The sequence below is a fragment of the Xanthomonas protegens genome, assembly GCF_038442435.1.
Classification (GTDB): domain Bacteria; phylum Pseudomonadota; class Gammaproteobacteria; order Xanthomonadales; family Xanthomonadaceae; genus Xanthomonas_A; species Xanthomonas_A sontii.
Genome location: NZ_JAQJCQ010000007.1, coordinates 112,303 through 134,931, shown reverse-complemented (window position 1 = coordinate 134,931; position 22,629 = coordinate 112,303). Strand labels below are relative to the sequence as shown.

General features: G+C 69.1%; 22 protein-coding genes. 8 read left to right on the top strand and 14 right to left on the bottom strand.

Features of this window, described 5'->3' with window-relative positions; genetic code table 11:
- The first annotated feature begins 49 nt into the window (after window positions 1–49).
- Together PIQ37_RS10240 and PIQ37_RS10235 are read left to right on the top strand one after the other, a co-directional pair.
- Window positions 50–625, top strand: coding sequence for a glycoside hydrolase family 108 protein (locus PIQ37_RS10240; RefSeq protein ID WP_342073380.1), 576 nt, complete (start codon window positions 50–52; stop codon window positions 623–625).
- A gap of 153 nt (window positions 626–778) precedes the next feature.
- A complete protein-coding gene (locus PIQ37_RS10235) occupies window positions 779–952 on the top strand; it encodes a DUF1328 family protein (protein ID WP_017908222.1) in 174 nt (57 codons plus the stop codon).
- Between the two features lie 103 nt (window positions 953–1,055).
- Here the strand turns inward: PIQ37_RS10235 and PIQ37_RS10230 are convergent, their stop codons facing one another.
- Together PIQ37_RS10230 and PIQ37_RS10225 are read right to left on the bottom strand one after the other, a co-directional pair.
- Window positions 1,056–1,301 carry a hypothetical protein gene (locus PIQ37_RS10230; protein ID WP_342073379.1) on the bottom strand — a complete coding sequence of 82 codons (246 nt, stop codon included), beginning with the start codon at window positions 1,299–1,301 and terminating at the stop codon, window positions 1,056–1,058.
- A 55-nt stretch (window positions 1,302–1,356) separates the two neighbouring features.
- Window positions 1,357–2,757 (bottom strand): trypsin-like serine peptidase, encoded by a 1,401-nt coding sequence (locus PIQ37_RS10225; RefSeq protein ID WP_342073378.1) that lies wholly within the window; start codon window positions 2,755–2,757, stop codon window positions 1,357–1,359.
- A 719-nt stretch (window positions 2,758–3,476) separates the two neighbouring features.
- On the opposite strand from PIQ37_RS10225, the gene PIQ37_RS10220 reads away from it, so the two are divergent.
- A complete protein-coding gene (locus PIQ37_RS10220) occupies window positions 3,477–6,389 on the top strand; it encodes a TonB-dependent receptor domain-containing protein (protein WP_342073377.1) in 2,913 nt (970 codons plus the stop codon).
- A 243-nt stretch (window positions 6,390–6,632) separates the two neighbouring features.
- Here the strand turns inward: PIQ37_RS10220 and PIQ37_RS10215 are convergent, their stop codons facing one another.
- The gene (locus tag PIQ37_RS10215; protein ID WP_342073454.1) at window positions 6,633–8,243 is read right to left on the bottom strand and encodes an outer membrane protein assembly factor BamB family protein; all 1,611 of its coding nucleotides are present in this window, start codon (window positions 8,241–8,243) and stop codon (window positions 6,633–6,635) included.
- 506 nt (window positions 8,244–8,749) lie between these two features.
- On the opposite strand from PIQ37_RS10215, the gene PIQ37_RS10210 reads away from it, so the two are divergent.
- Window positions 8,750–9,556, top strand: a complete 807-nt coding sequence (locus PIQ37_RS10210) for an SGNH/GDSL hydrolase family protein (RefSeq protein WP_342073376.1) — start codon at window positions 8,750–8,752, stop codon at window positions 9,554–9,556.
- Window positions 9,557–9,649: 93 nt separating this feature from the next.
- Here PIQ37_RS10210 and PIQ37_RS10205 read toward each other — a convergent pair whose 3' ends face one another.
- Both PIQ37_RS10205 and PIQ37_RS10200 read right to left on the bottom strand, forming a co-directional pair.
- Window positions 9,650–10,369, bottom strand: coding sequence for a S4 domain-containing protein (locus PIQ37_RS10205; protein WP_342073375.1), 720 nt, complete (start codon window positions 10,367–10,369; stop codon window positions 9,650–9,652).
- Window positions 10,370–10,439: 70 nt separating this feature from the next.
- Window positions 10,440–10,946: a M48 family metallopeptidase gene (locus PIQ37_RS10200; RefSeq protein ID WP_267105319.1), complete on the bottom strand. Its 507-nt coding sequence runs from the start codon at window positions 10,944–10,946 to the stop codon at window positions 10,440–10,442.
- A gap of 114 nt (window positions 10,947–11,060) precedes the next feature.
- Between PIQ37_RS10200 and PIQ37_RS10195 the strand changes: the two genes are divergently transcribed.
- Entirely contained in the window at window positions 11,061–11,594 is a 534-nt protein-coding gene (locus PIQ37_RS10195; RefSeq protein WP_342073374.1) for a DUF2058 domain-containing protein, read from the top strand.
- 113 nt (window positions 11,595–11,707) lie between these two features.
- Complete coding sequence (locus PIQ37_RS10190; RefSeq protein ID WP_017914689.1) at window positions 11,708–11,974, top strand: DksA/TraR family C4-type zinc finger protein; 267 nt, start codon at window positions 11,708–11,710, stop codon at window positions 11,972–11,974.
- Between the two features lie 3 nt (window positions 11,975–11,977).
- On the opposite strand, the gene PIQ37_RS10185 is transcribed toward PIQ37_RS10190, so the two are convergent.
- The 8 genes from PIQ37_RS10185 to PIQ37_RS10150 form a co-directional block, all read right to left on the bottom strand.
- On the bottom strand, window positions 11,978–12,241 hold the full coding sequence (locus PIQ37_RS10185) for a DUF2789 domain-containing protein (RefSeq protein WP_342073373.1): 264 nt from the start codon (window positions 12,239–12,241) through the stop codon (window positions 11,978–11,980).
- A 109-nt stretch (window positions 12,242–12,350) separates the two neighbouring features.
- Window positions 12,351–12,929, bottom strand: coding sequence for a mechanosensitive ion channel domain-containing protein (locus PIQ37_RS10180; RefSeq protein WP_153751310.1), 579 nt, complete (start codon window positions 12,927–12,929; stop codon window positions 12,351–12,353).
- Between the two features lie 91 nt (window positions 12,930–13,020).
- Window positions 13,021–13,815 carry an EAL domain-containing protein gene (locus PIQ37_RS10175; RefSeq protein ID WP_152180853.1) on the bottom strand — a complete coding sequence of 265 codons (795 nt, stop codon included), beginning with the start codon at window positions 13,813–13,815 and terminating at the stop codon, window positions 13,021–13,023.
- A gap of 244 nt (window positions 13,816–14,059) precedes the next feature.
- Entirely contained in the window at window positions 14,060–14,260 is a 201-nt protein-coding gene (locus tag PIQ37_RS10170; RefSeq protein ID WP_017908234.1) for a hypothetical protein, read from the bottom strand.
- Between the two features lie 16 nt (window positions 14,261–14,276).
- Complete coding sequence (locus PIQ37_RS10165) at window positions 14,277–14,603, bottom strand: YkgJ family cysteine cluster protein (protein ID WP_017908235.1); 327 nt, start codon at window positions 14,601–14,603, stop codon at window positions 14,277–14,279.
- A gap of 317 nt (window positions 14,604–14,920) precedes the next feature.
- The gene (locus PIQ37_RS10160; RefSeq protein ID WP_342073372.1) at window positions 14,921–16,279 is read right to left on the bottom strand and encodes an Hsp70 family protein; all 1,359 of its coding nucleotides are present in this window, start codon (window positions 16,277–16,279) and stop codon (window positions 14,921–14,923) included.
- A gap of 122 nt (window positions 16,280–16,401) precedes the next feature.
- Window positions 16,402–16,872 (bottom strand): FKBP-type peptidyl-prolyl cis-trans isomerase, encoded by a 471-nt coding sequence (locus PIQ37_RS10155; RefSeq protein ID WP_017908237.1) that lies wholly within the window; start codon window positions 16,870–16,872, stop codon window positions 16,402–16,404.
- A gap of 126 nt (window positions 16,873–16,998) precedes the next feature.
- Entirely contained in the window at window positions 16,999–17,955 is a 957-nt protein-coding gene (locus tag PIQ37_RS10150) for a cation diffusion facilitator family transporter (protein WP_407136584.1), read from the bottom strand.
- 90 nt (window positions 17,956–18,045) lie between these two features.
- Between PIQ37_RS10150 and PIQ37_RS10145 the strand changes: the two genes are divergently transcribed.
- Window positions 18,046–18,387 (top strand): zinc ribbon domain-containing protein YjdM, encoded by a 342-nt coding sequence (locus tag PIQ37_RS10145; protein ID WP_048490980.1) that lies wholly within the window; start codon window positions 18,046–18,048, stop codon window positions 18,385–18,387.
- 359 nt (window positions 18,388–18,746) lie between these two features.
- Complete coding sequence (locus PIQ37_RS10140) at window positions 18,747–21,272, top strand: alpha/beta hydrolase family protein (protein ID WP_342073371.1); 2,526 nt, start codon at window positions 18,747–18,749, stop codon at window positions 21,270–21,272.
- Between the two features lie 138 nt (window positions 21,273–21,410).
- Here the strand turns inward: PIQ37_RS10140 and PIQ37_RS10135 are convergent, their stop codons facing one another.
- Entirely contained in the window at window positions 21,411–22,610 is a 1,200-nt protein-coding gene (locus PIQ37_RS10135) for a serine hydrolase domain-containing protein (RefSeq protein WP_342073370.1), read from the bottom strand.
- Window positions 22,611–22,629: the final 19 nt, after the last annotated feature.

Here is a 22,629-nt window from a genome sequence, read left to right as displayed (position 1 = left end):
ATCGCCGCCGGTGCCACGCTGACCGCCCATCGATCGCGAGGACGTCGCCATGGCATCGTTCGACCTGTATCTCCCACAGTTGCTGCGGTTCGAGGGCGGCTTCGTCGATGACCCGAACGATCCGGGCGGCGCCACCAATTACGGCATCACCCTGGCCACCTTCCAGCGCTGCGCGCAAGCGCTGCTGGGCCAAGCGCCGACGCTGCAGAACCTGCGCGCATTGACCGTGCAACAGGCCGCGACGATCTACCAGCAAGACTACTGGGACAGCATCGGCGCCGATCAGATCGCCTCGCAGACGTTGGCCGAGCTCGTGTTCGATTTCTACGTCAATGCCGGCGATGTCGCGATCTCGCTGCTGCAGCGCGTCCTGCAGCAACTGGGCGCGACCGGATTGGCGGTCGATGGCGAGATGGGGCCGGCGACCCTGGCGGCGCTCGCCAGTGCGGACACGGCGCAGGCGTACGCGCAGTACCGACAGCAGCGTATCGCCTACTACCAGCGCCTGGTGGCGGAGCGTCCGGCCGACGCCGAGTTCCTGGCCGGCTGGCTGCGCCGCGCGGAATGGTTCCCGGCGAGCCTGCCGGCCGATGCATCGGCGCCTGCGCAGACCGGCACCGCCTGATCCGACGCCGCGCCGTGCACGGCGCGTGCATCTGCGTTTCACCGCATGCGCATGCTGCGCTGTCTAGTCTCCCGAACCAGCGTCGGCCATCTGCCGGCGCCAGCGCACGCGAAGACGGCGTGCGCCTGTCCTCGTTTTCGGGAAGACCGCATCATGATCAAGTGGGCCATCATCATCGCCATCATCGGACTCATCGCCGGCGCGCTCGGCTTCAGCGGCGTGGCGGGCGCGGCGATCGGCGTCGCCAAGTTCCTGTTCTGGGCCGGCATCGCCATCGCCCTGGTGCTGTTCGTGCTGGGCACCATGCTGGCCAAGAAGGTTAGTTAGACATCAGGCCAGGCATGTCGCGTCGATGCAGGTGCGTCGCGCGACAGGTCCGTAGAGCGAGGCCCTGGGGTGGTCGGCAGGCGCCTGCCGTGCCTTTGAAGGCCTAGGCGTCGCTGGCGGTATCGGCTTCGTGCGTTGCAGCGTCGTCGTCGGAGGCGGGCTTGGCCGCTGCGGCACGCGCTTCGCGCTTGCGCGCTTCTTTTTCTTCCTGCTGTTTCTTCTTGGCCAGCTCGCGCTGCCGCTTTTCGAAGGAGTAGTTGGGCTTGGCCAATGCAATGTCTGCCGTCAGGGGAATGCCCTGAGTGTAGCCGCTGCGCGGCTTCGGCGTGCGAAACGGACAGGCCGTCATCGGGACGGCCTGTCCTAGGCGCAGGTGCGGGAGTACGGCCCTCCCGGACCTTGGCTTACGGGCTCAGATACTGCTGGATCGACGAATACACGTCGGCGAAGCGCGAGTAGTAGTCCGGATCGCTCGGTGCGCTGCAGTACGAGGTGCCGCCATACAGGCCGCCGCGCAATTGGTAGGCGCCGCTGCTGTTGACGGTGAACAGGCCGGAGCCGGACGAGCCGCCTTCGGTGACGCCGGTGCTCCACTGCACGCGATACAGCGGCGACTTGCCGTCGATGGAGCTGGACAGCGCGGTGACCTTGCCCAGCGAGTACTTCTTGACGTCGCCGGCCGGGTGGTGGATGCCCTCGATCGCGGTGCCGGTCGAGCCGATCGCCGAACTGCTCCAGCCCGCGTAGAACGCGCCGCTCGGCGGAGCGCTCTTGAGTTCGAGCAGCGTGGTGTCGCGCGTGGTGTTGGTATAGCGCAGGTAGGCGCCGCCGCCGAGCGTGGTGTAGTTGGAGTTGACCGTGGAGCCGCCGCAGGTGGTGGCGTCGTAGAACCAGTAGGTCTGCAGCGTATTGGCCACGGTCTGGGTGCTGATGCAGTGCGCCGCGCTCCAGAACATCGCTTTCTTCGGCGAATTGCTGTTGTTGAGCAGGGTGCCGGTGCACAGGTAGGTACTGCCGCCGCTGGTGAAGGTCATGCGCGCCACCGACTTGGCCGCCGAGGTGAAACCGGAGGTCGGGTTGGCGCGGCAGACGATGTCGCGCTCGCACGAATCGCTCTCGCCGATCATCGGCCGCATCATCGTCTCGCTGGCGACCGGGCTGATGTCCAGGTGCGACAGCTGCGGGATCTTCAACGCGAAGCCTTGCGGATACTGGCCCGCCGGCAGCTCGATCTCCACCACCATGCGCGCGCCGGCGATCACCGCCGACCAGCCAGGCTGGCTACCCGCGAACTCGGCGCCGCTCTGCTGGAACACGCGGCCATCCTCGCCGGCGAAGCGCAGCGTCGCCTTGCGCGGATCGCCGGGCTGGGCGCCGCTGCCGCTGAGCTGCAGTGCCGCGCGCAGCGCCTGCGCGTTGGTCGAGGCGATTTCGAAACTGGTGACCTGGGCGCCGTTGGGCAGGGTCTGCCAGCGCAGGCGACGCAGGTTGATGTCGGGCTTGGCGACGTCGCGGGAAAAGCCGATCTGCAGCGGCTGGCCGTGCTTGACCTGTTGTCCGCGTGCCTGCTTCATCGCCGCGGCCTTGCTGCTGTCGGGCGCGGCAAGTTCGATCAGGCGCGGGGCGTGCGCGCTGCCCGGGGGAAGGCTGCGCAGTTCCGCGCCACCGAGCGCGGCGGCATCCGGGCGGGCTTCGACCGGGGCGGAATCCATTTCGGCTGCTGGGGGAGTGGCAGCCATGGCGGCGGGGGACATGCCGGCAATGCCGGCGAGCAACGCCACGTACAACGCATGCTTGCGATTCATCGATCTTCCTTCTGCGAAGAGGGACGAGACCATCCGGCAGGGGACCGGATGCCATTGCACCCGAGTTCAGGGTGCCTGCCGAGGCTACGGACGACGCCAGGGCGATTGCGTGTCAGGCGTCACGCTCGGAGGGCCGGTTTCGTAGACAGCTGCTCACATTGCGTGTGATGGCGCGAAAGAAGCGCACGGCGCTGCCATGCCGCAGCGACATCGTTGCATGGCCGCTGCAATGCGGAGACGTGCCCGATCGATTGGAAAGGGCAGGATGGGTAGCGCTATCTGGAGCGGCCTGATCGACACGTCGACACGGCGTCGGCCAGTCCGCCCGCTCGCGCTCACCAGCGGCTCGGACCGCCCCGCCGAGCCGCATGAAGCCAAGTGCGGACGCTCCCGCGAGCACCGTCCTGACCGGCTGCCACCTTTCTGCAATCTTTCCGACAAATTTCAGTAGATTCAATCACTTGAATCGGCATCTGGCGTGCTGCGACGCAGCTTGCATCGATTCAAATTCGGCCTATAACGCTGGCGTCGCATATATGAACTTTTCGTTCTTGTATGCACCGCCTTGCGGATGGCCCGCGCAAGGCAGGGGAATCGGGCGGGCTCGGCACATCTCCAACATCGATCGCTCCTGTGGGGGGAGACCAGTGAACAGATCCGCTTTCCGGCGTGGACTCGTCGCCAGTTCCGTTGCGCTCGCGCTGTGGGCGCCTTCTCTGATGGCGCAGTCCGCGCCCGACAGTGCGCCCCCGCCAGGTGGCACCGGCAAGGCCGACAAGCCGGTCGAACTCAAGGCGGTGACGGTCACCGGTTCGATGATCCCGCGCGTGGAGGTCGAAGGGCCCGCGCCGGTGGTCACCATCACCGGCGAAGAGATCAAGAAGCAGGGCTACACCACGCTGTGGGAATTCCTCGACTCGCTGCCGCAGGTGGGGCAGCAGGTGTCCGACCCGGCCTCGTGGGGCTCCAGTTCGGTCAATGCGCGCTCGGTGAACCTGCGCGGGCTCGGCCCCGGTTTCAGCCTGCTGATGATCGACGGCCATCGCGTGGTCGACTACCCGCAGCCGCTCAACAAGCAGAGCAACTTCCAGAACTTCAACAACATCCCCACCGGGATGATCGATCACATCGAAGTGCTCGCCTCCGGCGCGTCGTCGATCTACGGCTCGGACGCGGTCGCCGGCGTGGTGAACGTGATCCTGAAGAAGAACTACCAGGGCGACCAGTTGCAGGTCACCCTGGGCGGCGCGACGCGCGGCGGCCGCGACTACGGCGACATCAATTACGTCGGCGGCCGTGCCGGCAACAACTGGCACGTGACCTACAACCTGGAGCACTCCAACCGCAGCGCGCTGTGGGGCATGGACCGGCCCTACCAGGATTCGGTGGCCGACGCCGGCTACGGCGCATGGGGGCCGGCCTCGCGCATGTTCGGCTACCAGTACGATGCCGCCGGCGCGATCGCCCTGTCGGCCACCGATGCCAACGGCCACTACATCACGCCGCCGGCCGGCACCTGCGACAAGTTCACCAACTCGCGCCTGGCCCAGTCGCACTCGGTGACCACCAACGGCACCCAGGTCACCGGCGTCACCGACAACGGTTTCTACTGCGCGCAGCCGGCGCTGTTCCAGAACTGGGTGCTGACCCCGGGCAGCCGCAGCAACAACGGCTACGTGTCGGGCGAGTACGACTTCCAGAACGGTCTGCAGTTCTACGGCTCGGCCGCGCTGTACCAGACCGTGGGCATCTCCAACACGCAGCTCAACGTGTTCAGTGCCGGTCCGTTCTACGACCAGACCACCGGGCAGACCGTCAACCAGGTCATCCGCCAGCTGACCCAGAAAGAAATCGGCGTCAGCGCCAACACCTATGATCGCGAGCTCAACTGGAACCTGCAGGCGGGCCTGCGCGGCACCGTGTTGGACGGCCGTTTCAACTGGGACCTCAACCTCAACACGCAGAAGTACATCGTCCGCGAGGAGTTCACCGGCTACAACGCCCAGGCGACCAACAACTTCTTCCTCGGCCAGCAGCAGGGCAGCACCGCGGACGGTCTGCCGATCTACGCGTTCAACTGGCAGCAGTTCTGGAACCCGATCACCCCGCAGCAGTACGACCAGTTCGCGGTGACCGGCGTCAACACCGCATCGTCCTGGCTCGACCAGGCGCAACTGCGCGTCAACGGCGACCTGTTCAAGCTGCCCTGGGCCGATCGGTCGGTGGGCTGGGCCGCAGTGCTCGAAGCCGCACACAACGGCTTCAAGCTGTCGCCCGACCCGCGTGCGGCGGATCCGTCCACGTTCCAGAACCCGTTCGGCGCCTACCTCACCGGTGCCGGCACCCGGCAGCGTTTCTCGCTGGGCACGGAGTTCCGCGTGCCGGTGCTGGAGTCGGTGACCTGGACGCTGTCCGGCCGCCTGGACAAGTACAACGACGCCAGCCGTGCCGACATCGCCCGCACCTGGGGCTCGGGCCTGGAGTGGCGCCCGTACGACGGTCTGCTGCTGCGCGGCAGCTACGGCACCAACTTCAAGGCGCCGGACATGCAGGCCATCTACCTGACCGGTTCGACCTCGCCGGTGGGCTTCTACGCCGACCCGCTGCAGTGCGTGAACGCGATCAAGGCCGGGCAGAACAACAACACCTGGTGCAACAGCGTGCAGCGCCCCGGGTCGCAGTACTACACGCTCTACACCAACGGCAGCCGCCTGCTGCTGCCGCAGACCGGGCACTCGTGGACCTACGGCTTCGTCTGGCAGGTGCCGGGCGTGCAGGGGCTTTCGGTGTCGGCGGACTACTGGAACATGGGCGTGGACAACGCCATCCAGTACCTCGGCCAGGACACCGTGCTTGCCGACGAAGCCGGCTGCCTGACCGGGCTGAAGCCGAACGGGACGTCGGGCCTGTCGCCGTACACGGCGCACGTGGCCGGATCGGAGTACTGCCAGATGGTCACCCAGATGGTGAAGCGCGACGCCAACGGCCAGATCGTCTCGGTGCAATCGGGCCCGATCAACGAAGCCTCGCTGTACGTGGCCGGCATCGATGCGACGCTGGACTACAAGTTCCACACCGACGGCTACGGCGACTTCCGCGCCGGCATCAACTACACCAACAACCTGTCGTACAAGCAGCGCGTGCTGGCCTCCGATCCGCTGCAGAACACCCGCTACCAGAACGTGGCCAGCCGCATGACCTGGATCGCCGACTGGACCAGGGGCCGCTGGAACGTGTCGATCTCCGGCGTGCGCAATGGCCGCATGCGTGCCCCCAACTACGCCGGCTGCGACGTGCTGCCCAATGGCATCCAGCCCGGCATGGTCACGGTGTCCAATGGCGGCAACACGATCTCCACCGGCGTCTGCCAGGTCACCCAGGACGGCAACCAGGTCACCGTGCCGGATACGACCTACCGGGGCCACGCGCCGGCGTGGATCACCTGGAACGGTTCGGTCGGCCTGCAGGTCACGCCGGACCTGCATGCGAAGCTCACCGTGTCGAACATCTTCGACAAGGTCGGTGCGATTCCGTACTACGCCGGCGGCTTCGAGTTCGTCACCACCGGGCAGACCGCGAGCGAGTACAACGGCCGGGAAATGTTTCTGACCCTGGACTACACGTTCAACTGAGCGGTTGGCTGATCGTCGGCGGGCTTCGCGGGAAGCGGAGCCCACCGGATCTTTCGTGGGCCTGGCGTTGCCTCGTGTGATCTCTCGTCGCAGCGCGCGCTGTCCAAGCGCACGCGTGCCAGGTGATCTCACCTGACGCCTCACGCTTCGCGATGCGAGGCGATGCGCTCGACCATCGTGCAACAGCCTCTCCCGCTTGCGCAGGAGAGGCACTGCAACCGAAGAGGCGGTCCTGAGCTGCGCTCAGCGGCGCCGGTTCGACGGCACGAACTTGTACAGCTTGTTGACCCCGGTGCCGAAGTTGAAGCGGCTGTAGCCGGCGCCCCAATACACCGCACCATCGACGATCGCCGGTGCGCTGGACACCGAACCGCCGGCATCGAAGCTCCACAGGGTGGCGCCGGTCTTGGCATCGAGCACGGTCATCGCGCCGGACATCGAGCCGGCATAGACCAGGCCCGGCGACGATGCCAGCGGGCCGCGGCCGCCGGCGCCGAACGCGGTCTGCACCGGATCGGTGCCCGGCACCTTGACCTGCCAGAGGATCTTGCCGCTGGCCGCATCCAGCGCGGCCCAGGAGCCGGCGTTCCAGGTTTCGGTGTTGCCCGGCGCCAGGGTGTACGGCGTGTGCTCGTTGTTGTTGATCGCCACATACACGCGACCGGAGAACGGATCCACCGACGAGCCCCATTCGATGCCGCCGGCGGTACCGCCCGGGCCGACCTGGGTCGACCACACGGTCTGCCCGCTGTCGGCGTCGAAGGCCCAGTACACGCCGCTCTTCTGGCCGGCACCGACCAGCGCCTGCGGCTTGCCGTTGCGGATCGCCGTGAACAGGTTGGCGCCGCCGCCGCTGAAGTCGTAGTCCGGTCCCTGCGGGTCCTGGCACAGGCCATTGGTCGGCGCGACCAGGCACGACAGCGACCAGGCGTCGGCGCCCTGCAGGCGGCGCGTCCACACCGGCTTGCCGCTGCGCATGTCCAGCGCCAGCACCGAATCGACGTAGTTGTCCGGCGCCATGCACGCCAGTTGCGCGGTCTTGTCGCCGTTGGCGTTCTTGACGCAGGTGGCCACCTCGGTCGGCACCGAGTAGTTGTTGCCGGTGGTGGCGTAGACGCGCTGGCGCAGCGGATCGATCGCCAGCGTGCCCCACACCGACGCACCGGTGTAGCCCTCCGGCGTGGTGCGGAAGCTCCACAGCAGCTTGCCGGTCTTCAGATCCAGCGCGGCGACGCTGCCGCGGAAGGAATACTTGTAGCCGGCGCTCAGTCCGCCCCAGTCGCCGGAGGACACGCCGACGTAGACGCGGTCGCCGTAGATCACCGGCGAGGCGGTGATGCGCGCCTGCGGGTTGGACTCGACCAGGGTCTTCCACAGCAGCTTGCCGGTGGCCTTGTCGATCGCCAGCACCGTGCCGCTGGCCTGGTCGCCGACCAGCACGCTGTCGCGTGCGATCGCCGGGCTGTTGCGCGACAGCGAACCGGCGATGCCGGTGTAGTCGGCCAGCTTCACCTGCCACACCGCCTTGCCCAGGTCGGTGTCGATGCGATACAGCTGGCCGCCCCAGTCCGGCACGTACAGCGCCGTGCCCTGCACGGTCGGTGTGGCCGAGACGTCGCCTTGCGTGGTGAAGGTCCACGCGGTCTTCAGGCGCGCGGCGTTGAACGGGGTGATCTGCCATTCGCCGGGCGCGAAGCGGGTGTTGAGGAAGCCGCCGCCGGCGCTGTCCCAGAGGCTGTGCGTGGCGAACGGCGTACCGCCGGAGAACGTGCTGCGCCATTGTGCGCTGGCGGCGCTGGCGGCGCTGGTGTCGGTCGTTGCCGCTGCGGTGCCTGCGGACTGCGCCATCGCCATTGCGCTGAACATCAAGCCGGGAATCAACGCCAGCCGCAGGCGGGAGTGGTTCTGGTGTGCATCACGCGTTTTCATGGATGTCCTTCGGGCTTGGGAGTGAGGATCCCCCCGTCACGTCCGCGGCCATCCTAGAAGTGAAAATCCTTGCGTGTCATGTACTTACGAAAAAGTTAGGGCCTTTGCAAAAGGTTGCTGCGATAGCGAAAAACGATGGCGACGGCATCGCGCTGTCATCGTGGCGGCACGCGCGTGACGCATGTCGTCGCGGGCTGCGATGGCCGTCGCGGCGGCGTGTTGCCGCGCATCGACACGACGCGGCAGATTGCGTCCGCGTGGCGCGTGGCGATATGCGCCATCGATCCCGTGTGCTGGATCCACCGCGTGAGCGCGGGCTGAATTTCGGTGCAGTCCGACGTGCCCGCAGTGCGCTGCGGCGACGCCGCATGGGCGGTGCGAGCGGTTGGTTACACTGTGCGATCACCGTTGTCCGCACAAGGAATGCCCCGATGAAATGCCCCTCGCTGTTGTCCCTCGCCATCGCGCTGTGCGCCACCGCCGCCAGCGCCGCGCAGGCGGCGACGCCCGCGTCCACCGCGGCGCTGGAGGGCAAGGTCGATGCGCTGTACACGCGGGCGCCGGACACCCTCAAGCCCGACGAAGTGAAGGCGATGCAGCAGCGCCTGCTCGATTGGGCGCAACTGCAGCGCTATCGCGCCGACAACGCCGCGCTGCCGGCGCCGGCAGCGGACGCGCCGCGCGTGGTGTTCTACGGCGATTCCATCACCGACGCCTGGGGCCGTCGCGAAGGCACCACGTTCTTCCCCGGCAAGTCCGCCTACGTCAACCGCGGCATTTCCGGGCAGACCACCGCGCAGATGCTGGTGCGCTTCCGCCAGGACGTGATCGACCTGAAGCCGGCGGTGGTGGTGATCCTGGCCGGCACCAACGATCTGGCCGGCAACACCGGGCTGTCCACCCTGGAGATGATCGAGGACAACCTCAGCGCGATGACCGAACTGGCGCAGGCCCACCACATCAAGGTGGTGCTGGCCTCGGTGCTGCCGGTGACCGACTATCCGTGGCGCCCGGGCCTGCAACCGGCGCAGAAGGTGCGTGCGCTCAATGCCTGGATGCAGCAGTACGCGCAGCAGCACGACGCGGTGTACCTGGACTACTACAGCAAACTGAGCAACCGCGACGGTGGCATGGACAAGACCGTGGCCATCGATGGCGTGCACCCCAACAACGCCGGCTATGCGGTGATGGCGCCACTGGCCGAGCAGGCGATCCAACGCGCGCTGGCAAAGCCCTGAGTCACCGCGCGCTCCTAGCCCCTCTCCCCCCGGGAGAGGGGTTGGGGTGAGGGTAGGGCGCCGGTAAAGCTGGTAGTCGAGCGGCGCAACCCCTCAGAACCGCTCGCCACCCGGCAAATAACGCCACTCGCCCGGCGCCAGCTTGCCCAGCGGGATGCGACCGATGCGCAGGCGGCGCAGGCTGATCGCCTCCAGTCCCACCTCTGCGCACATGGCCTGCAACTGGCCGGGCTGCACGTGCTTGATCGCAAAGCGCAGGCGGTCCTCGTTCTGCCAGCTGACCTTGCACGGCGGCAGGCTGCGCTGCTGGTAGACCAAGCCATGGGCGAGCCGCAGCATGCCGTAGGGCCGCAGTTCGCCGCGCACTTCGACCACGAACTCCTGTTCGATCGCACTCGCATCCTCGGTCAGGCGGCGCAGCACGCGGCCGTCCTGACTGAGCACCAGCAGGCCGCTGGCCGCCGACTCCAACGGCAACGGCGCGTTCAGACGCAGGAAGTGGCGTTTCAGGACGCGCACCTCGCTCGTGTCCAGGGCGCTGCGCGTGTCCGGTCTGACCAGCGCCAGCGCCGCGTCGAGATCCATGCCGGCCGGCTTGTGCAGCAGCAGGGTAGCCGGTTCGATCGCGCCCAGTTGCGCGTCGGCCGCCAGCGTCACCTGCTGCGTCGTCACCGCGGCCTGCGGCTCCTCGACCACCACGCCGTCCACGCCGACCCAGCCGCCCTCGATGTACTGCTGCGCTTCGCTGCGCGAGCACGGCAGCATGGCGGCCACGTATTTGTCGAGGCGGGTGGGGGCGGAGGGGGCGGACATCGAAACGCTCGGCGATCAGGGCAGCGCAGTGTACGTGCTGCCGCCGCTGCGCTGCCACGCGCGGCGCCGCTCAGCGGTCGCTGCCGCCGGCCAGCTCCAACTGGGTCAGGTACAGACGCAGATCGAACTCCAACTGGTGGTAGTCCGGCGTCATGTGCGCACACAGCTGGTAGAAGGCCTTGTTGTGCGCGCTTTCCTTCAGGTGCGCCAGTTCGTGGGCCACGATCATCGGCAGGAACGCCGCCGGCGCATCGCGGAACACGCCGGCGATGCGGATCTCGCGGCTGGCCTTGAGCTTGCCGCCCTGCACGCGCGACACCGTGGTGTGGGTGCCGAGCGCGTGCTTCACCGCCTGCAGGCGGTTGTCGTAGATCACCTTGTGCAGCGGTTCGGCGCTGCGCATGCAGCGATCCTTCAGCGCCTGCGTGTAGTCGTACAACTGGCGATCGGTGCGCACCGCGTTGGCCTCGGGGTAGCGGCGGCGCAGCCAGTCGCCCAGGCGCTGGCGCGCGATCAGCTCGCGCACCTGGTCCAGGACCTGGGGCGGGTAGCCGACGAGATAGCGCAAGGTGTCCATCCCGCCAGCTTAGCGTGCAGCGCGGCGGGGCATCCGCCGTGGGCGGCTTCGCGGGCGTGCAGCGGTGCTGCGGGTATCATGGGCCTCCCGATTTCGAGTCCGTGGACGCTTCCGATGCGCAATCCCCTGCAGGAGCAACTGCTCAAGGCCGGCCTGGTGAAGAAGAGCCAGGTGGCGCAGGTCGCGCGCGAGCAGGCCAAGGCGCGGCAGGGCAAGACCCCGCCGCCGCCCAGTGCCGAGCAGCTGGAGAACGAGCGGTTGCGGCAGGAGCGGGTGGAGCGCGATCGTGCGCTGTCCGCCGAGCGCAATGCGCAGGCCCGCGTGCAGGAGCAGCGGGCGCAGGCGCGGCAACTGGTCGAGACCCATAAGCTCAAGGCCGACGGCGAGATCGACTACCACTTCACCGATGCCGGCAAGATCCAGCGGCTGCGGGTGGATGCGGCCTTGCGCGCGCACCTGATCGCCGGCAGCGTGGTGATCGCGCGGCTGGACGCCGGCTATGTGCCGGTGCCGCGTGCGGTCGTCGAAAAGATCGTCGCGCGCGACCCGGCGACCCTCGTGTTCGACGCGCTGGCGGCAACGCCGGCCAGCGGCGAGGACGATCCGTACTACAGCCAGTTCCAGGTGCCGGACGACCTGATCTGGTGAGGCGGGGCGCCGGGCGGCGCTGCATGAACGTCTCGGCAAGGTGAAGCCGGCGTGCATTGCATTCACCGCTGCCGGCCGCATCATCCAGGCAAGGCAACAGTGCGGAGACGACCATGGCCACTGGGTGGGCAGGCGACGGCGCGGTGCAGGACCAGATCGACGCGACCGTCGAAGATGCGATCAAGCGGGCGCGCAGCCAACTGCCGCAGGGCCCGGGATCGAGCCACTGCGAGGATTGCGATGCGCCGATTCCCGAGGCGCGGCGCAAGGCCGTGCCGGGCGTGCGCCTGTGCGTGGCCTGCCAGGACGCGCAGGACCGCGCGCAGCACGAGCACAGCGGCTACAACCGCCGCGGCAGCAAGGACAGCCAGCTGCGCTGAGGCTCAGCCGGCGCGATCGGTCTCCAGCGCAGGCGTTGCGTGCAGTGCGATGTTGAGCTGATCGACCACGATCGCCCAGTCGGCGTCTTCCAGGCGTTCCTCGCGCAGCAGCTGCGCCTGCGCGGGCGTCCAGAACGGGGCTTCTTCCAGGCGCATGCCATCGGGCAGCGGCGCGTGCCGGGCGATGAACTGGCGAATCTCGGCTTCGCTGTTGGGCAGCCCGAGCTGGGCGAAAAGGTCGGCGAACGGGGGGGTGACGGGTTCCATGCAGTACCTGATCGGGTAGGGAGGAGCGCCGCACCAGGCGGCTGGCGTCGACCATAGCGGCTGCGCCATGTGCATGGCGTCAGCGTCGGCGTTGCCGTCGTTGCGGCGCTCAGCCCAGCCCGGATGGAACCGGATGGCTGCGCCAGCGGCGCGTGCTGCGCTGGAAGAACAGGCTGTTGGGGATCTGCAGCACGCTCTCGCCGTCGCCGTCGCGTTCCTCGCGCAGCGTGGTGTAGATCAGGTTGATGTCGATCACCTGGCCCTTCAGTCCCGGCTTCTCGCCGTTCTCCAGCAACTCGATGTGGTCGTGCAGGCGGAACGGGCGCGTGGTGAAGATCAACAGCGTGCAGAAGATGTTGGACAGCACGCTCCAGGCGGCGAAGAACGCCACCGCCGCGACCGCGGCGAAGCCGGTGAAGGCGGTCCACAGCACGGTGCCGGAGACGCCGAAGCGGTCCAGGATCAGCAGCAGCGCCGCGGCGTAGATCACGAAGCCGCTGCCGCGGCGCGCCATCATCACCAGTTCCGGCGGCAGCGCGTAGTGCTCGCCCAGGCGCCGGATCAACCGCCGCAGCAAGGTCCGCAGCAACCAGGCGCCGAGCACGATCAGCACGATCTGCGCGCCGGGCACGATCACGTCGAGCCAGCGGTGCGTCCACGGCGGCAGCAAGGTATGGAGCGAGGGCATTGCACTTCGGAACACGCAGGGGAGGCGCGATGGTCGCAAGCGTGGCCGCTGCGGGCAAGTCGTGCTGGCGTGCGCTACGGTAGTGGGCGGCTCAGCCGGCGCGTTCCAGCGCCTCCCACTGCGCCTCGGTGACGTCCGGCAAGGCTTCCAGTGCCGGCTTGGCGAACAGATAGCCCTGGTAGAGGTCGATGCCCAGCGCGCGCAGTGCGCGGTACTCGGCAGGCGTCTCCACGCCCTCGGCGAGGATGCGGCAGCCCAGTGGCGCGGCCATCGCGACGATGCCGCCGACGATGTGGCGGCGTGCCGCACTGCCGTCGATGCCGCGGATCAGCGCCATGTCCAGCTTGATCAGGTGCGGCTGGAAATCGGCGAGCAGGTTGAGGCCGGAGTGGCCGGCGCCGAAGTCGTCGATCGCGGTCAGGAAGCCGCGCTGCGCGTAGTCGCGCAGGATGCGCACAACCTTGGGCAGGTCGGCGATGCGTTCGGACTCGCTCAACTCGAAGATCAGGTCGCCGGTGGGTACGCCAAAATGCTCGGCCGCCCTCAGGGTCAGGCGGATGCAGGTCGCCGGTTCGTACACCGCATTGGGAATGAAGTTGATCGACAGCCGCGTGCGCAGGCCCAGCTGCGCGGCGGTGGCGATCGCCTGCACCCGGCAGGTCTGGTCGAAGCGGTACATCTGCTGCGGCCGCACCCGCGCCAGCACCGCCGCCGCGCCGCTGCCGTCCTCGCCGCGCACCAGCGCCTCGTAGGCGTAGATGGAGCGGGTGGCGGCATCGACGATCGGCTGGAACGCCATGCGCACGGCGAAATCCAGCGGCTCGCCGTCGCGACAGTTGCCGCAGGCGGGCTGGCCGAGTTCGGCGGACAGGGAGCGCAGGAGCATGCCGAAACGAGACCGTGGAAGAGATCGCAGTATGCGCTTTCGGCGTGAAGACGGTGCCGTGCCTGCACGCCGGCGCCGGCGCTTCGAGGACGCCGTGTTGGGCCTGGCCGTGTGGTCGTCGGCGCCAACCGGAGGCGCCGTCGTCGCGTCCCAGGCGCGGCGTCCTCGCGCGGCGTGGACCGGCGTCCACGTCCGGCTGTTTTCCCGCCGCAGGTACGCGCGATGACGGCGGGATGCGCGGGCGCTAGCCCGCGTCGGCGACGTCGACCTTCTTCAGCACGCGGGTGGTGCCGAGCACCTCGACGCGGCCGCCGGCCTGGTGGAACGCGGCCAGGTCGGCCTCGATGCGCTCGCGGCTGAGGCCTTTTTGCGCCTTGTCGGCGGCGCTGGCGCCGCGTGTGTTCCTGGCGCTGGGCGAAGCGGTGGTGCTGGTCGGTCGTGCCATGCTGGAACTCCTGCAGTCAGTACATCGTCAGGGGAATGCCACGGGTCAGTTGCTCGTGGTGGGTACGGCGGATCTCGCGGCAGTACGGGCCGGCCATCGCGAACTTGCGGCAGACCGCCGGGCGCTGCGCGTAGATGGAGCAACACATGCGTGCGCCATCCACCGCCACGCACCAGCCGTCCTCGTCGCGCGCCATCACGTGCAGGCCCTCGCGTGTGTACTCGGTGAGATGCTCGGGGACATGGTCGTCCGGCATCACCAGGACGGTCAGGCGGCAGCAGATCGCGTCGCAGCGGTCGCAGGCGATGTCAGCGTCGGTCGCGTCCCGCGCGCTCTCGCTCATGCGTCGCCGCCCCGATCCGGACCTGTCGGCCAGGAAGGTGGCTGAAGCGGCGACGCCAGACGCTCGATCTGGAGCGTGGCAAGGGCGGGGGACATGGCGCTCCGAAGGATCCGGCCTGTAAGGGGACGGAGGTTGGCGCGAGAAGGAAGCGAGTCGGGCGACAGGAACGGCCGGACGAGACGCGCGTAGCGACGTGACGCTGAAGCGTGCCGCCATGCTACGCCAGTCGTGCGCCCGCTGCATGAACAATGCTGGCCGCAGGCGGCGCGCCGGCCGGGAATGGCCGGTCGGGGAGGGCCGCCGACGCCTGGGCTGCGTCAGTCCTGCGCGGCGGCCAGCGCCAAGCCCTGCACCACGCCGAAGGAGGGATCGCCGTGGACCAGGCGCGCCTGCGGGAAGGCCGCGGCGACCAGGCGCTGCAGGTAGCCGGCGCGCGACATGCCGCCGGTCAGGAACACCGCGGCCGGGTCGCCGCCGATGTCCTGGCGCACCTGCGCCAGCAGCTCCTGCAGGGCTTCCAGGTAGCTGCGTGCGGCCTGCACCAGTTCCTCGGCCTGCACCTGCACCTGCAAGCCGGTTTCGATGTAGTCCAGGGTCTCGGCGTGGTGCTCGGCGTCGCTGAGGCGGATCTTGCTGCGCTCCACCGCACGGTACAGGCGCGCGGTGTTGCCCGGTTCCTGCAGCGCCTGCAGGCGCGCCTCGTACGGCGCGGGCACGGCGTCGTAGCGGTGCTGGCGGAAATCGCGCTGGCGGGTGGTGTCCTGCACCATCGCCGCTTCGACGTAGTGGTGCGAGGGCACGCGGGTGATGCCGCGGCCGAACTGCGGCATGAACCCGGCCAGGCTCAGCGCCAGGTCGATGTCGGTGCCGCCGCGCGGGATGCCCCAGGCGCGGTGCACCTGCGGCGCGGCATCGCCGCCGACGCTGGCATGGGCGATGTCGGTGGTGCCGCCGCCGATGTCCACCACCACCGCGGCGTGGCGTTCGCGGCTGACCGCGTGGTAATGCATCGCCGCGGCGGCCGGTTCCTCCAGGAACGCGACGTCGTCGAAGCCGGCGGTGATCGCGGCGCTGTGCAGGATCTCCAGCGCCTGCGCGTTGCCGGCCTCGCCGATCGAACTGCGGAACTGCACCGGGCGCCCCAGCAGGGCACGGCGCACCTGCACGCCTAGTTGCTGCGAGGCGGTCAGGCGGATGTGTTCGAGAATGTGCGCGGCGATGCCGGTGATGGTCTGGCGCGCGCGCGGATGCAGGTTGTAGCCCAGCATCGACTTGGGGCTCTGCACCAGGTTGCCTTCGCCTTCGACGAAATACGCGTCCAGTGCGTCATCACCGTACACCGCGTTCTGCAGCAGCGCCGCGGAACTGCGCGGCTCGCGCATCTGCGTTTCCATCCACTGCCGGCGCACCACCCGGATCGCGTCGCGGCGCAGCGCGTCCAGGCTGCGTTCGCGCCCGGCGGCGAGCGCGTCGCGGCGGCCGGATTCGATCAGCTCGTCCACCTGCCATTCCAGCGCCGGGGTCAGGTCGAATTCGGCCGGGTCGCGCATCACCTCGGGGAAGTACACCGTGGTGCGGAACTGCTGCTGCGCGCCGAAGTCGATCGGCACCACGCGGCCGTCGATCACCGCGGCGGCGGCGGAATTGCTGGTGCCGAAGTCGATACCGAGGCGCATGACGGTGCCGGGGGCGGGAGGGGCCGCGCACTGTGGGGCAAGCCGCCGCGCGACGCAAGCGCGGCCGCAAACGCACGAGGCCCGCATCGGCGGGCCTCGTTGGGGACGCGAAACCGGGTCGCTTACAGCGCGGCGCCGGCGTGGCCCTGGTTCTTTTCCTGCTCGGTGGCCTCGCGCACGCCGGCCACTTCCACGGCGAAGTGCAGCACCTGCCCGGCCAGCGGGTGGTTGCCGTCGATGGTCACCAGCTCTTCGCCGACCTCGGTGACCGTGACCAGCAGCGGGCCCTGGTCGGTCTGCGCCTGGAACTGCATGCCCGGCGCCAGCGACCCGGCATCCGGGAACGAACCGCGCGGCACCTGCTGCACCAATTGCTCGTGGCGCGGGCCGTAGCCCTCGGCCGGGATCACGTCGGCGGTGACCGACTCGCCGGTGCGCTTGCCGGTCAGCGCCTTTTCCAGGCCCGGCACGATGTTGCCGGCGCCGTGCAGGTAGCTCAGCGGATTGTCCGGCGAGGACTGGTCGATCACTTCACCGGCGTCGTCGGTGAGGGTGTAGTGGATGGTGGCGACAAGCCCGTTGGCGATCTCCATGGGAAACCTCGTTCAGTGAGTAAGGGGGATACGCCGACACAGTCACAGCGCGATGAGAGGGGGTGCTACCCGGCTACCCTAACGAAAAGCGGCGCAGGGCCGCAAGTCGCGTCGGCGACCTGCCATTCAGGCCGGCGGCGGCCGGCGCAGCGCGGTGCGCCGGGCCAGCCAGGTCTCCGGGGTCTGCGGCTTGACGAACAGCGCCTGCAGTTCCGGATGCTCTGCGCGCGCGGCGGCCTCGATGCGCTCGATGCACGCTTCGATCTGCGCGGTGCTGCGCTGGTCCTCGAATTCGGCGCTGAGCGCGGCCACCACCTGATCCGGCCCCATCTGCACGCTGAGCACGCCGTTGACCGCGCGCACGTCCGGATCGGCGGCGGCGATGCGCCGCAGCGCGTCGCCGAGCGGGCGCGCCGCCGGCTCGCCGATCAGCAGGCCCTTGGTCTCGCGTGCCAGCACGAACGCCGAGCAGGCCAGCACCGCGGCGATGCCGATGGAGGCGACGCCATCCAGTTCCGGCATGTCCAGCCATTGCGCCGCGAGCAGCCCGGTCAGTGCGATCAGCAGGCCGATCAACGCTGCGCTGTCTTCCACCAGCACGGTGAACAGGCTCGGGTCCTTGCTCTCGCGGAACGCCTGCACGTAGCTCAGGCGGCCCTTGCGCGCACGGAACTCGCGCAGCGACACCCACCACGAGCCGCCCTCGAACAACAGCGACAGCCCCAGCACGATGTAGTTGAGGGTGTGGTCGCTGGCCGGCTGCGGATCGCGGATGTGGGCGATGCCCTCGTACAGCGACACCCCCGCGCCGAGCGCGAACACCAGCAGGGCGACGATGAAGCTCCAGAAGTACAGTTCGCGCCCGTGGCCGAACGGATGGGTCTCATCGGCCGGGCGCGCGGCGCGGCGCAGGCCGTACAGCAGCAACAGCTCGTTGACCGTGTCCACCAGCGAATGCACGCCTTCGCTGAGCATCGCCGAGCTGCCCGAGATCGCCGCGGCGACGAACTTGGCGATGGCGATGGCCAGATTGCCGGCGAGCGCGGCATAGATCGCGAGGCGGGACCCGGACGAGGCGGACATGAGATTCCTGCGGCTGGCGCGGCCGCACGGCGGCACGGGGCGGGCGGCTACAATAGGTGGCTCGCCGTCGTCGCCGTATCAAGGACTCCCATGCCCGCCGCCCCCGCCTGCCCGCAATGCACCCTGGAAAACACCTATGTCGACGGCGCCAACTGGGTGTGCGCGGACTGCGGCCACGAGTGGCCGGCCGCGGCCGAGGCCGCCAACGACGCGGCGACGGTGGTACGCGACAGCAACGGCAACGTGCTGCAGGCCGGCGACACGGTGGTGGTGATCAAGGACCTGAAGGTCAAGGGCTCGTCGATCCCGCTCAAGCAGGGCACGGTGATCCGCGGCATCCGCCTGGTCGAGGACGATGCCGAACACATCGAAGGCAACTCGGACAAGATCAAGGGCCTGGTGCTGAAGACCTGCTTCCTGCGCAAGGCCTGAGCCTGGCGCGACGGGTCGGCGCTCGCGCAGCACGTTGTGGCCGCGCGCTGGCGGCGTCGGGCGCCTGTATGGAGGCCGCTGCCCCGTAGGAGCGGCTTCAGCCGCGACTGACGTCATCGCGGGACCGCCATTCGCGGCTGAAACCGCTCCTGCACGCGATGCGTCCGTTAGCCGATGGAGGCCGCCCGTCCGGGCGCCAGCCGCGCACGGCGTGCGTCCTGCCTGCGGAGGGGAGAGGCGATCACCTGCGGCGTGGCCGTCGTCGCCCCTGACGCCCAGCGTGCGCAGTGCGGCGGCTATCATGTGCAATGGCGCCGGGGGGCGTCGCCGGCCGGACCGGCGCAGACACGGAACAGGGGATGCAGATGCGAACGTATACAGGGGCGACGGCTGCCGGCCGTCTGGCGCTCACGCTGGTCCTGGCTTGGGGGCTGTGCCTGCTGGCGCTGCCGGCCTGGGCGCGGATGCAGGAAGTCAAGCCGGGACAGACGCCGGAGCTGGCGCCGGGCGAAGGCCTGGTGGTGGTGGCGGTGGACACCGACGTCGCATTGAGCGGCGTGGAGTTGAACAAGGACGGCAAGGTCTTCGGTGGCGGCACCCTGTCCGGTCTCAAGCCGGGCATCAGCTACCGGTTGTACATCGCGCCGGCCGGCGACTACGCCTGGCGCCGGGTGCTGTTGATCTCGCAGTTCGGCTACAACCTGCGCGACAACGACGAGTTCCGCTTCCGGCTCGAACCGGGGCAGATCACCTACCCGGGCGACCTGCTGTTCCGGCCGTCCTCGTTCTTCAGCGGCGACATGGGCATGGTCAATCGCGCCTTGGCGGCGATGGACTGGCTGCAGCAGACCCATCCGGCGCTGTGGGCGCGCTACGCCCTGCGTTACGCCGGGCACTACCCGGATCCGTTCCCGGAGTTCTACCGCAAGGCGCTGGCGCAGCACCCCGACGCACGTCCCGCGGCGCAGGTGGCGCTGCGCGCACCGCCGGCGCCGGGCGCCCTGCCGATCGCGCCGGCCACGCTGTTCCGCGATAGCCGCATCACCGACCTCAGCCTGAATCCGCGCGGCGATCTGCTGGCGTTGCAGGTGCACGAGCGCAAGGACGAATGGCGCATCGAACTGCTGGACCTGACCAGCGATCAGCAGCGCCTGCTCGCCACCAGCGTCGAACCGATCCGGCAGATGCTGTGGGCCGGCAACGACGCGTTGCTGTTCACCGTGCCGGTGAAGAACGGACGCGACGTGGTGCGCGGCATGCGTGCCGATATGGCGGCCGACGGCAAACGCAAATGGAGTCCGCTGACCTTGCCCGATGGCGGGTTCCTGGTCGACGCCCTGCCGCAACGCCCCAACCAGGTGCTGTACGCCACCACCTTGAGCAACGGCGACAACGCCGTGCAGGTCCTGGACGTGTCCAGCCAGGCGGCGATCGACCGCTGGCGGCCGCGCCTGCGCGACCGGGTGAACGTCGGCCTGGAGCGCGACGTCGGCTGGCTGACCGATGGGGAAGGGCGGCTGCGCCTGGCCATCGTGCGCCGCGACGACGGCTACGTGCTGCGCTACCGCGACGGCGAAGGAACGACCTATCGCGACGTGATGACGCTCGATCACCTGCGCGATTTCCAGCCGGTGGGCCTGTCCTATGCGGCGGACCAGATCTATGCGGTGACCGACGACGGACGCGCGCAGCGAGAGCTGGTCGCCTACGACGTGGCCACGCGCAAGATCGTGCGAACGCTGTTCAGCCGCAGCGGGGTCGACGTGGTCGACATGATCCAGGGTCCGCAGCGCACGCCGATCGGCGTCACCTACTACGAGAGTGGACGCCTGGTCAGCCACTACTTCGAGAGCGCCGACGAGCGCCTGGGCCGCGCGCTCAGCGCGGCCTTGCCGGGGCGCAACCTGCAGATCGCCGCGCGCAACGCGGACGGCAAGCAGATGGTGCTCTGGGCCGACGCCGCCGACCAGCCGCCGCAGCTCTACCATCTCGACCTGGACAAGCGCGTGGCGCGGTCGATCGGCGAGACCATGCCGTGGCTGCACGGCATGGCCTTCGCCCCCAGCGAGGTGTTCCGATTCAAGGGCCGCGACGGACTGCCGCTGGAAGCCTTTCTGACCCTGCCGCCCGGCGCCGGACCCAAGCCGCTGGTGGTGTTCCCGCACGGCGGGCCGATCGGCGTCGCCGATGCGCTGGGCTTCGACCCGGAGACGCAGTTCCTCGCCTCGTTGGGCTACGCGGTGCTGCGGGTCAACTTCCGCGGGTCGGACGGCTACGGTCGCGCGTTTCGCGAGGCCGGACGCGGCAGCTTCGGCACCTTGATCGAGGACGATATCGATGCGGCGATCGTGCAGGCGCAGGCGCGCTATCCGCTGGATCCGCAGCGCATGTGCGTGCTCGGCGCCAGCTACGGCGGTTACTCGGCGCTGGTGATGACGATCCGCTGGCCGCAACGCTTCCGTTGCGCCGTGTCGATCGCCGGCGTGGCCGATCGCATCCTGTTCTACACCGCCAGCGACAGCGCGCGCAGCGCCGAAGGGCGGGCGAATCTGGAAAAGCACCTGGGCGATCCCAAGGCGGAACTGGCACAGATGATCGACACCTCGCCGCTGTACCACTACGACGTGATCAAGGTGCCGGTGATGCTGGCGCACGGGCTGGAGGATCGGCGAGTGGACTACGAGCACACCCGGCGCATGCTGCGCATGCTGGACATGGCCGGCAACGCGCCGGTGGGATTGAGTTTCAAGGACGAGGGCCACGGTTTCGGCGACGTCGAGCACCGCGTCGCCTTGTGGAGCGGCGTGGCCGGCTTCCTGCAGACGCATCTGTCCGGGCCGGCAGCCGCGCCGGTGCAAACGGGGGCGGCCGCCAGCGCACCCTGATCGCCGTGGCGGCGTCTGCACGCCGCCCGGCAGCGCCGGCTGCGTCCAGCCCACGGCTGCGGCGCAGAAACAAGACGCTCCCGTGTCCGCTGCGATCGCTCGCGTCCGCTGCCGACGCGCAGCGATGCGGCGCACCGCTCATGCGGGCTCGGCGCGCACCGCGGCATACACCGCATCACGCAGGTGTGCGACGAATGCGCCGGACATACCTTCGTAGAGCGTGTTGGTCAGCGCCACCACACTCAGTTGCCGCGCCGGATCGACGAACCAGCTGTGCCCATAGGCGCCGCCCCAGCGCCAGGTGCCGGGTGTTTCCGGGGTCGCGGTCGGTGCCGGGTCGCGCAAGACTGCAAAGCCCAGGCCGTAGCCCCAGCCCGGTGCGTCCGGCGGACCGTGTTCGCCGGCCTGGGCGCGTCCCATCTCTGCGACCAGCGCAGCCGGCAGCAGCGGCGCGCCACCGCCCCGCAGCGTCTCCAGCAGGCGCAGCACGTCGCCGGCAGTGCCGACCATGCCGGCGCCGGCCGACGCGAACGCGGTGCGGTCCAGCGCGCGCGAGGGATGGAAGACGATGCCGGCGACGTCGGGAACCGGCGCGACCACGTCGCCTTCGCCCAGACGGTGCGGTGCAGGCTGGCAGTTGACGTAAGGCACCGCCAGGGTGGAGGCGTCCTCGGCATGGAAGGCAGTGGCGTGCATCCCCAGCGGGGCGGTGACCAGATCATGGACCAGCTGCGCCAGCGGCTGGCCACCGGCCGCCTGCAGTACCGCGCCGGCGACGTCGATCGACAGCGAATAGCTCCAGCCGGTGCCCGGCGCATACTGCAGCGGCACCTGGGCGAGACGGCGCAGGTTCTCCTCCAGGCTCAGGCCGCTGGCGTCCATGCCATCGGAGACGCCAGCGCGCGCGAGCGGGCCGCCGGCGGGTTCAAGAAAGCGGTAGCCCAGCCCGGCGCTGTGGCTGAGCAACTGGCGCAGGCTGATGTCCGGCACCCGGCCGTCGGCCAGGGCGGGACGGAACCATGGCAACCAGCGTGCGATCGGCGCATCCAGGCTCAGGCGGCCCTGCGCCACCAGCGCCAACGCCGCGCTGGCGACGATCGGTTTGCTGACCGAGGCCAGGCGGAACCGGGTCTGCGCCTGTATCGGCCGCTGCGCCTCGCGGTCGGCCCAGCCGGCGGCGCGGCGGTAGACGCAGGTGCCCCGGTGCGCGACCAGCACCACCGCGCCGACCAGCCGCTGCTGCTGCAGGGCGGCGTCGATCGCGGCATCCAGCGGCGCGGCCTGTTGTGGCGACAGGGGCGGTAGCGCAGGGGACGGAACGGCGGAGGCGGTGGGCATGGGGGCAGCGCTCGGTGGA

Bases quoted from the DNA above. Each gene is read 5' to 3' on its own strand.
- PIQ37_RS10240 (WP_342073380.1), top strand. From the start codon at position 50: ATGGCATCGTTCGACCTGTATCTCCCACAGTTGCTGCGGTTCGAGGGC.
- PIQ37_RS10235 (WP_017908222.1), top strand. From the start codon at position 779: ATGATCAAGTGGGCCATCATCATCGCCATCATCGGACTCATCGCCGGC.
- PIQ37_RS10230 (WP_342073379.1), bottom strand. From the start codon at position 1,301: ATGACGGCCTGTCCGTTTCGCACGCCGAAGCCGCGCAGCGGCTACACT.
- PIQ37_RS10225 (WP_342073378.1), bottom strand. From the start codon at position 2,757: ATGAATCGCAAGCATGCGTTGTACGTGGCGTTGCTCGCCGGCATTGCC.
- PIQ37_RS10220 (WP_342073377.1), top strand. From the start codon at position 3,477: ATGGCGCAGTCCGCGCCCGACAGTGCGCCCCCGCCAGGTGGCACCGGC.
- PIQ37_RS10215 (WP_342073454.1), bottom strand. From the start codon at position 8,243: ATGGCGATGGCGCAGTCCGCAGGCACCGCAGCGGCAACGACCGACACC.
- PIQ37_RS10210 (WP_342073376.1), top strand. From the start codon at position 8,750: ATGAAATGCCCCTCGCTGTTGTCCCTCGCCATCGCGCTGTGCGCCACC.
- PIQ37_RS10205 (WP_342073375.1), bottom strand. From the start codon at position 10,369: ATGTCCGCCCCCTCCGCCCCCACCCGCCTCGACAAATACGTGGCCGCC.
- PIQ37_RS10200 (WP_267105319.1), bottom strand. From the start codon at position 10,946: ATGGACACCTTGCGCTATCTCGTCGGCTACCCGCCCCAGGTCCTGGAC.
- PIQ37_RS10195 (WP_342073374.1), top strand. From the start codon at position 11,061: ATGCGCAATCCCCTGCAGGAGCAACTGCTCAAGGCCGGCCTGGTGAAG.
- PIQ37_RS10190 (WP_017914689.1), top strand. From the start codon at position 11,708: ATGGCCACTGGGTGGGCAGGCGACGGCGCGGTGCAGGACCAGATCGAC.
- PIQ37_RS10185 (WP_342073373.1), bottom strand. From the start codon at position 12,241: ATGGAACCCGTCACCCCCCCGTTCGCCGACCTTTTCGCCCAGCTCGGG.
- PIQ37_RS10180 (WP_153751310.1), bottom strand. From the start codon at position 12,929: ATGCCCTCGCTCCATACCTTGCTGCCGCCGTGGACGCACCGCTGGCTC.
- PIQ37_RS10175 (WP_152180853.1), bottom strand. From the start codon at position 13,815: ATGCTCCTGCGCTCCCTGTCCGCCGAACTCGGCCAGCCCGCCTGCGGC.
- PIQ37_RS10170 (WP_017908234.1), bottom strand. From the start codon at position 14,260: ATGGCACGACCGACCAGCACCACCGCTTCGCCCAGCGCCAGGAACACA.
- PIQ37_RS10165 (WP_017908235.1), bottom strand. From the start codon at position 14,603: ATGAGCGAGAGCGCGCGGGACGCGACCGACGCTGACATCGCCTGCGAC.
- PIQ37_RS10160 (WP_342073372.1), bottom strand. From the start codon at position 16,279: ATGCGCCTCGGTATCGACTTCGGCACCAGCAATTCCGCCGCCGCCGCG.
- PIQ37_RS10155 (WP_017908237.1), bottom strand. From the start codon at position 16,872: ATGGAGATCGCCAACGGGCTTGTCGCCACCATCCACTACACCCTCACC.
- PIQ37_RS10150 (WP_407136584.1), bottom strand. From the start codon at position 17,955: ATGTCCGCCTCGTCCGGGTCCCGCCTCGCGATCTATGCCGCGCTCGCC.
- PIQ37_RS10145 (WP_048490980.1), top strand. From the start codon at position 18,046: ATGCCCGCCGCCCCCGCCTGCCCGCAATGCACCCTGGAAAACACCTAT.
- PIQ37_RS10140 (WP_342073371.1), top strand. From the start codon at position 18,747: ATGCAGATGCGAACGTATACAGGGGCGACGGCTGCCGGCCGTCTGGCG.
- PIQ37_RS10135 (WP_342073370.1), bottom strand. From the start codon at position 22,610: ATGCCCACCGCCTCCGCCGTTCCGTCCCCTGCGCTACCGCCCCTGTCG.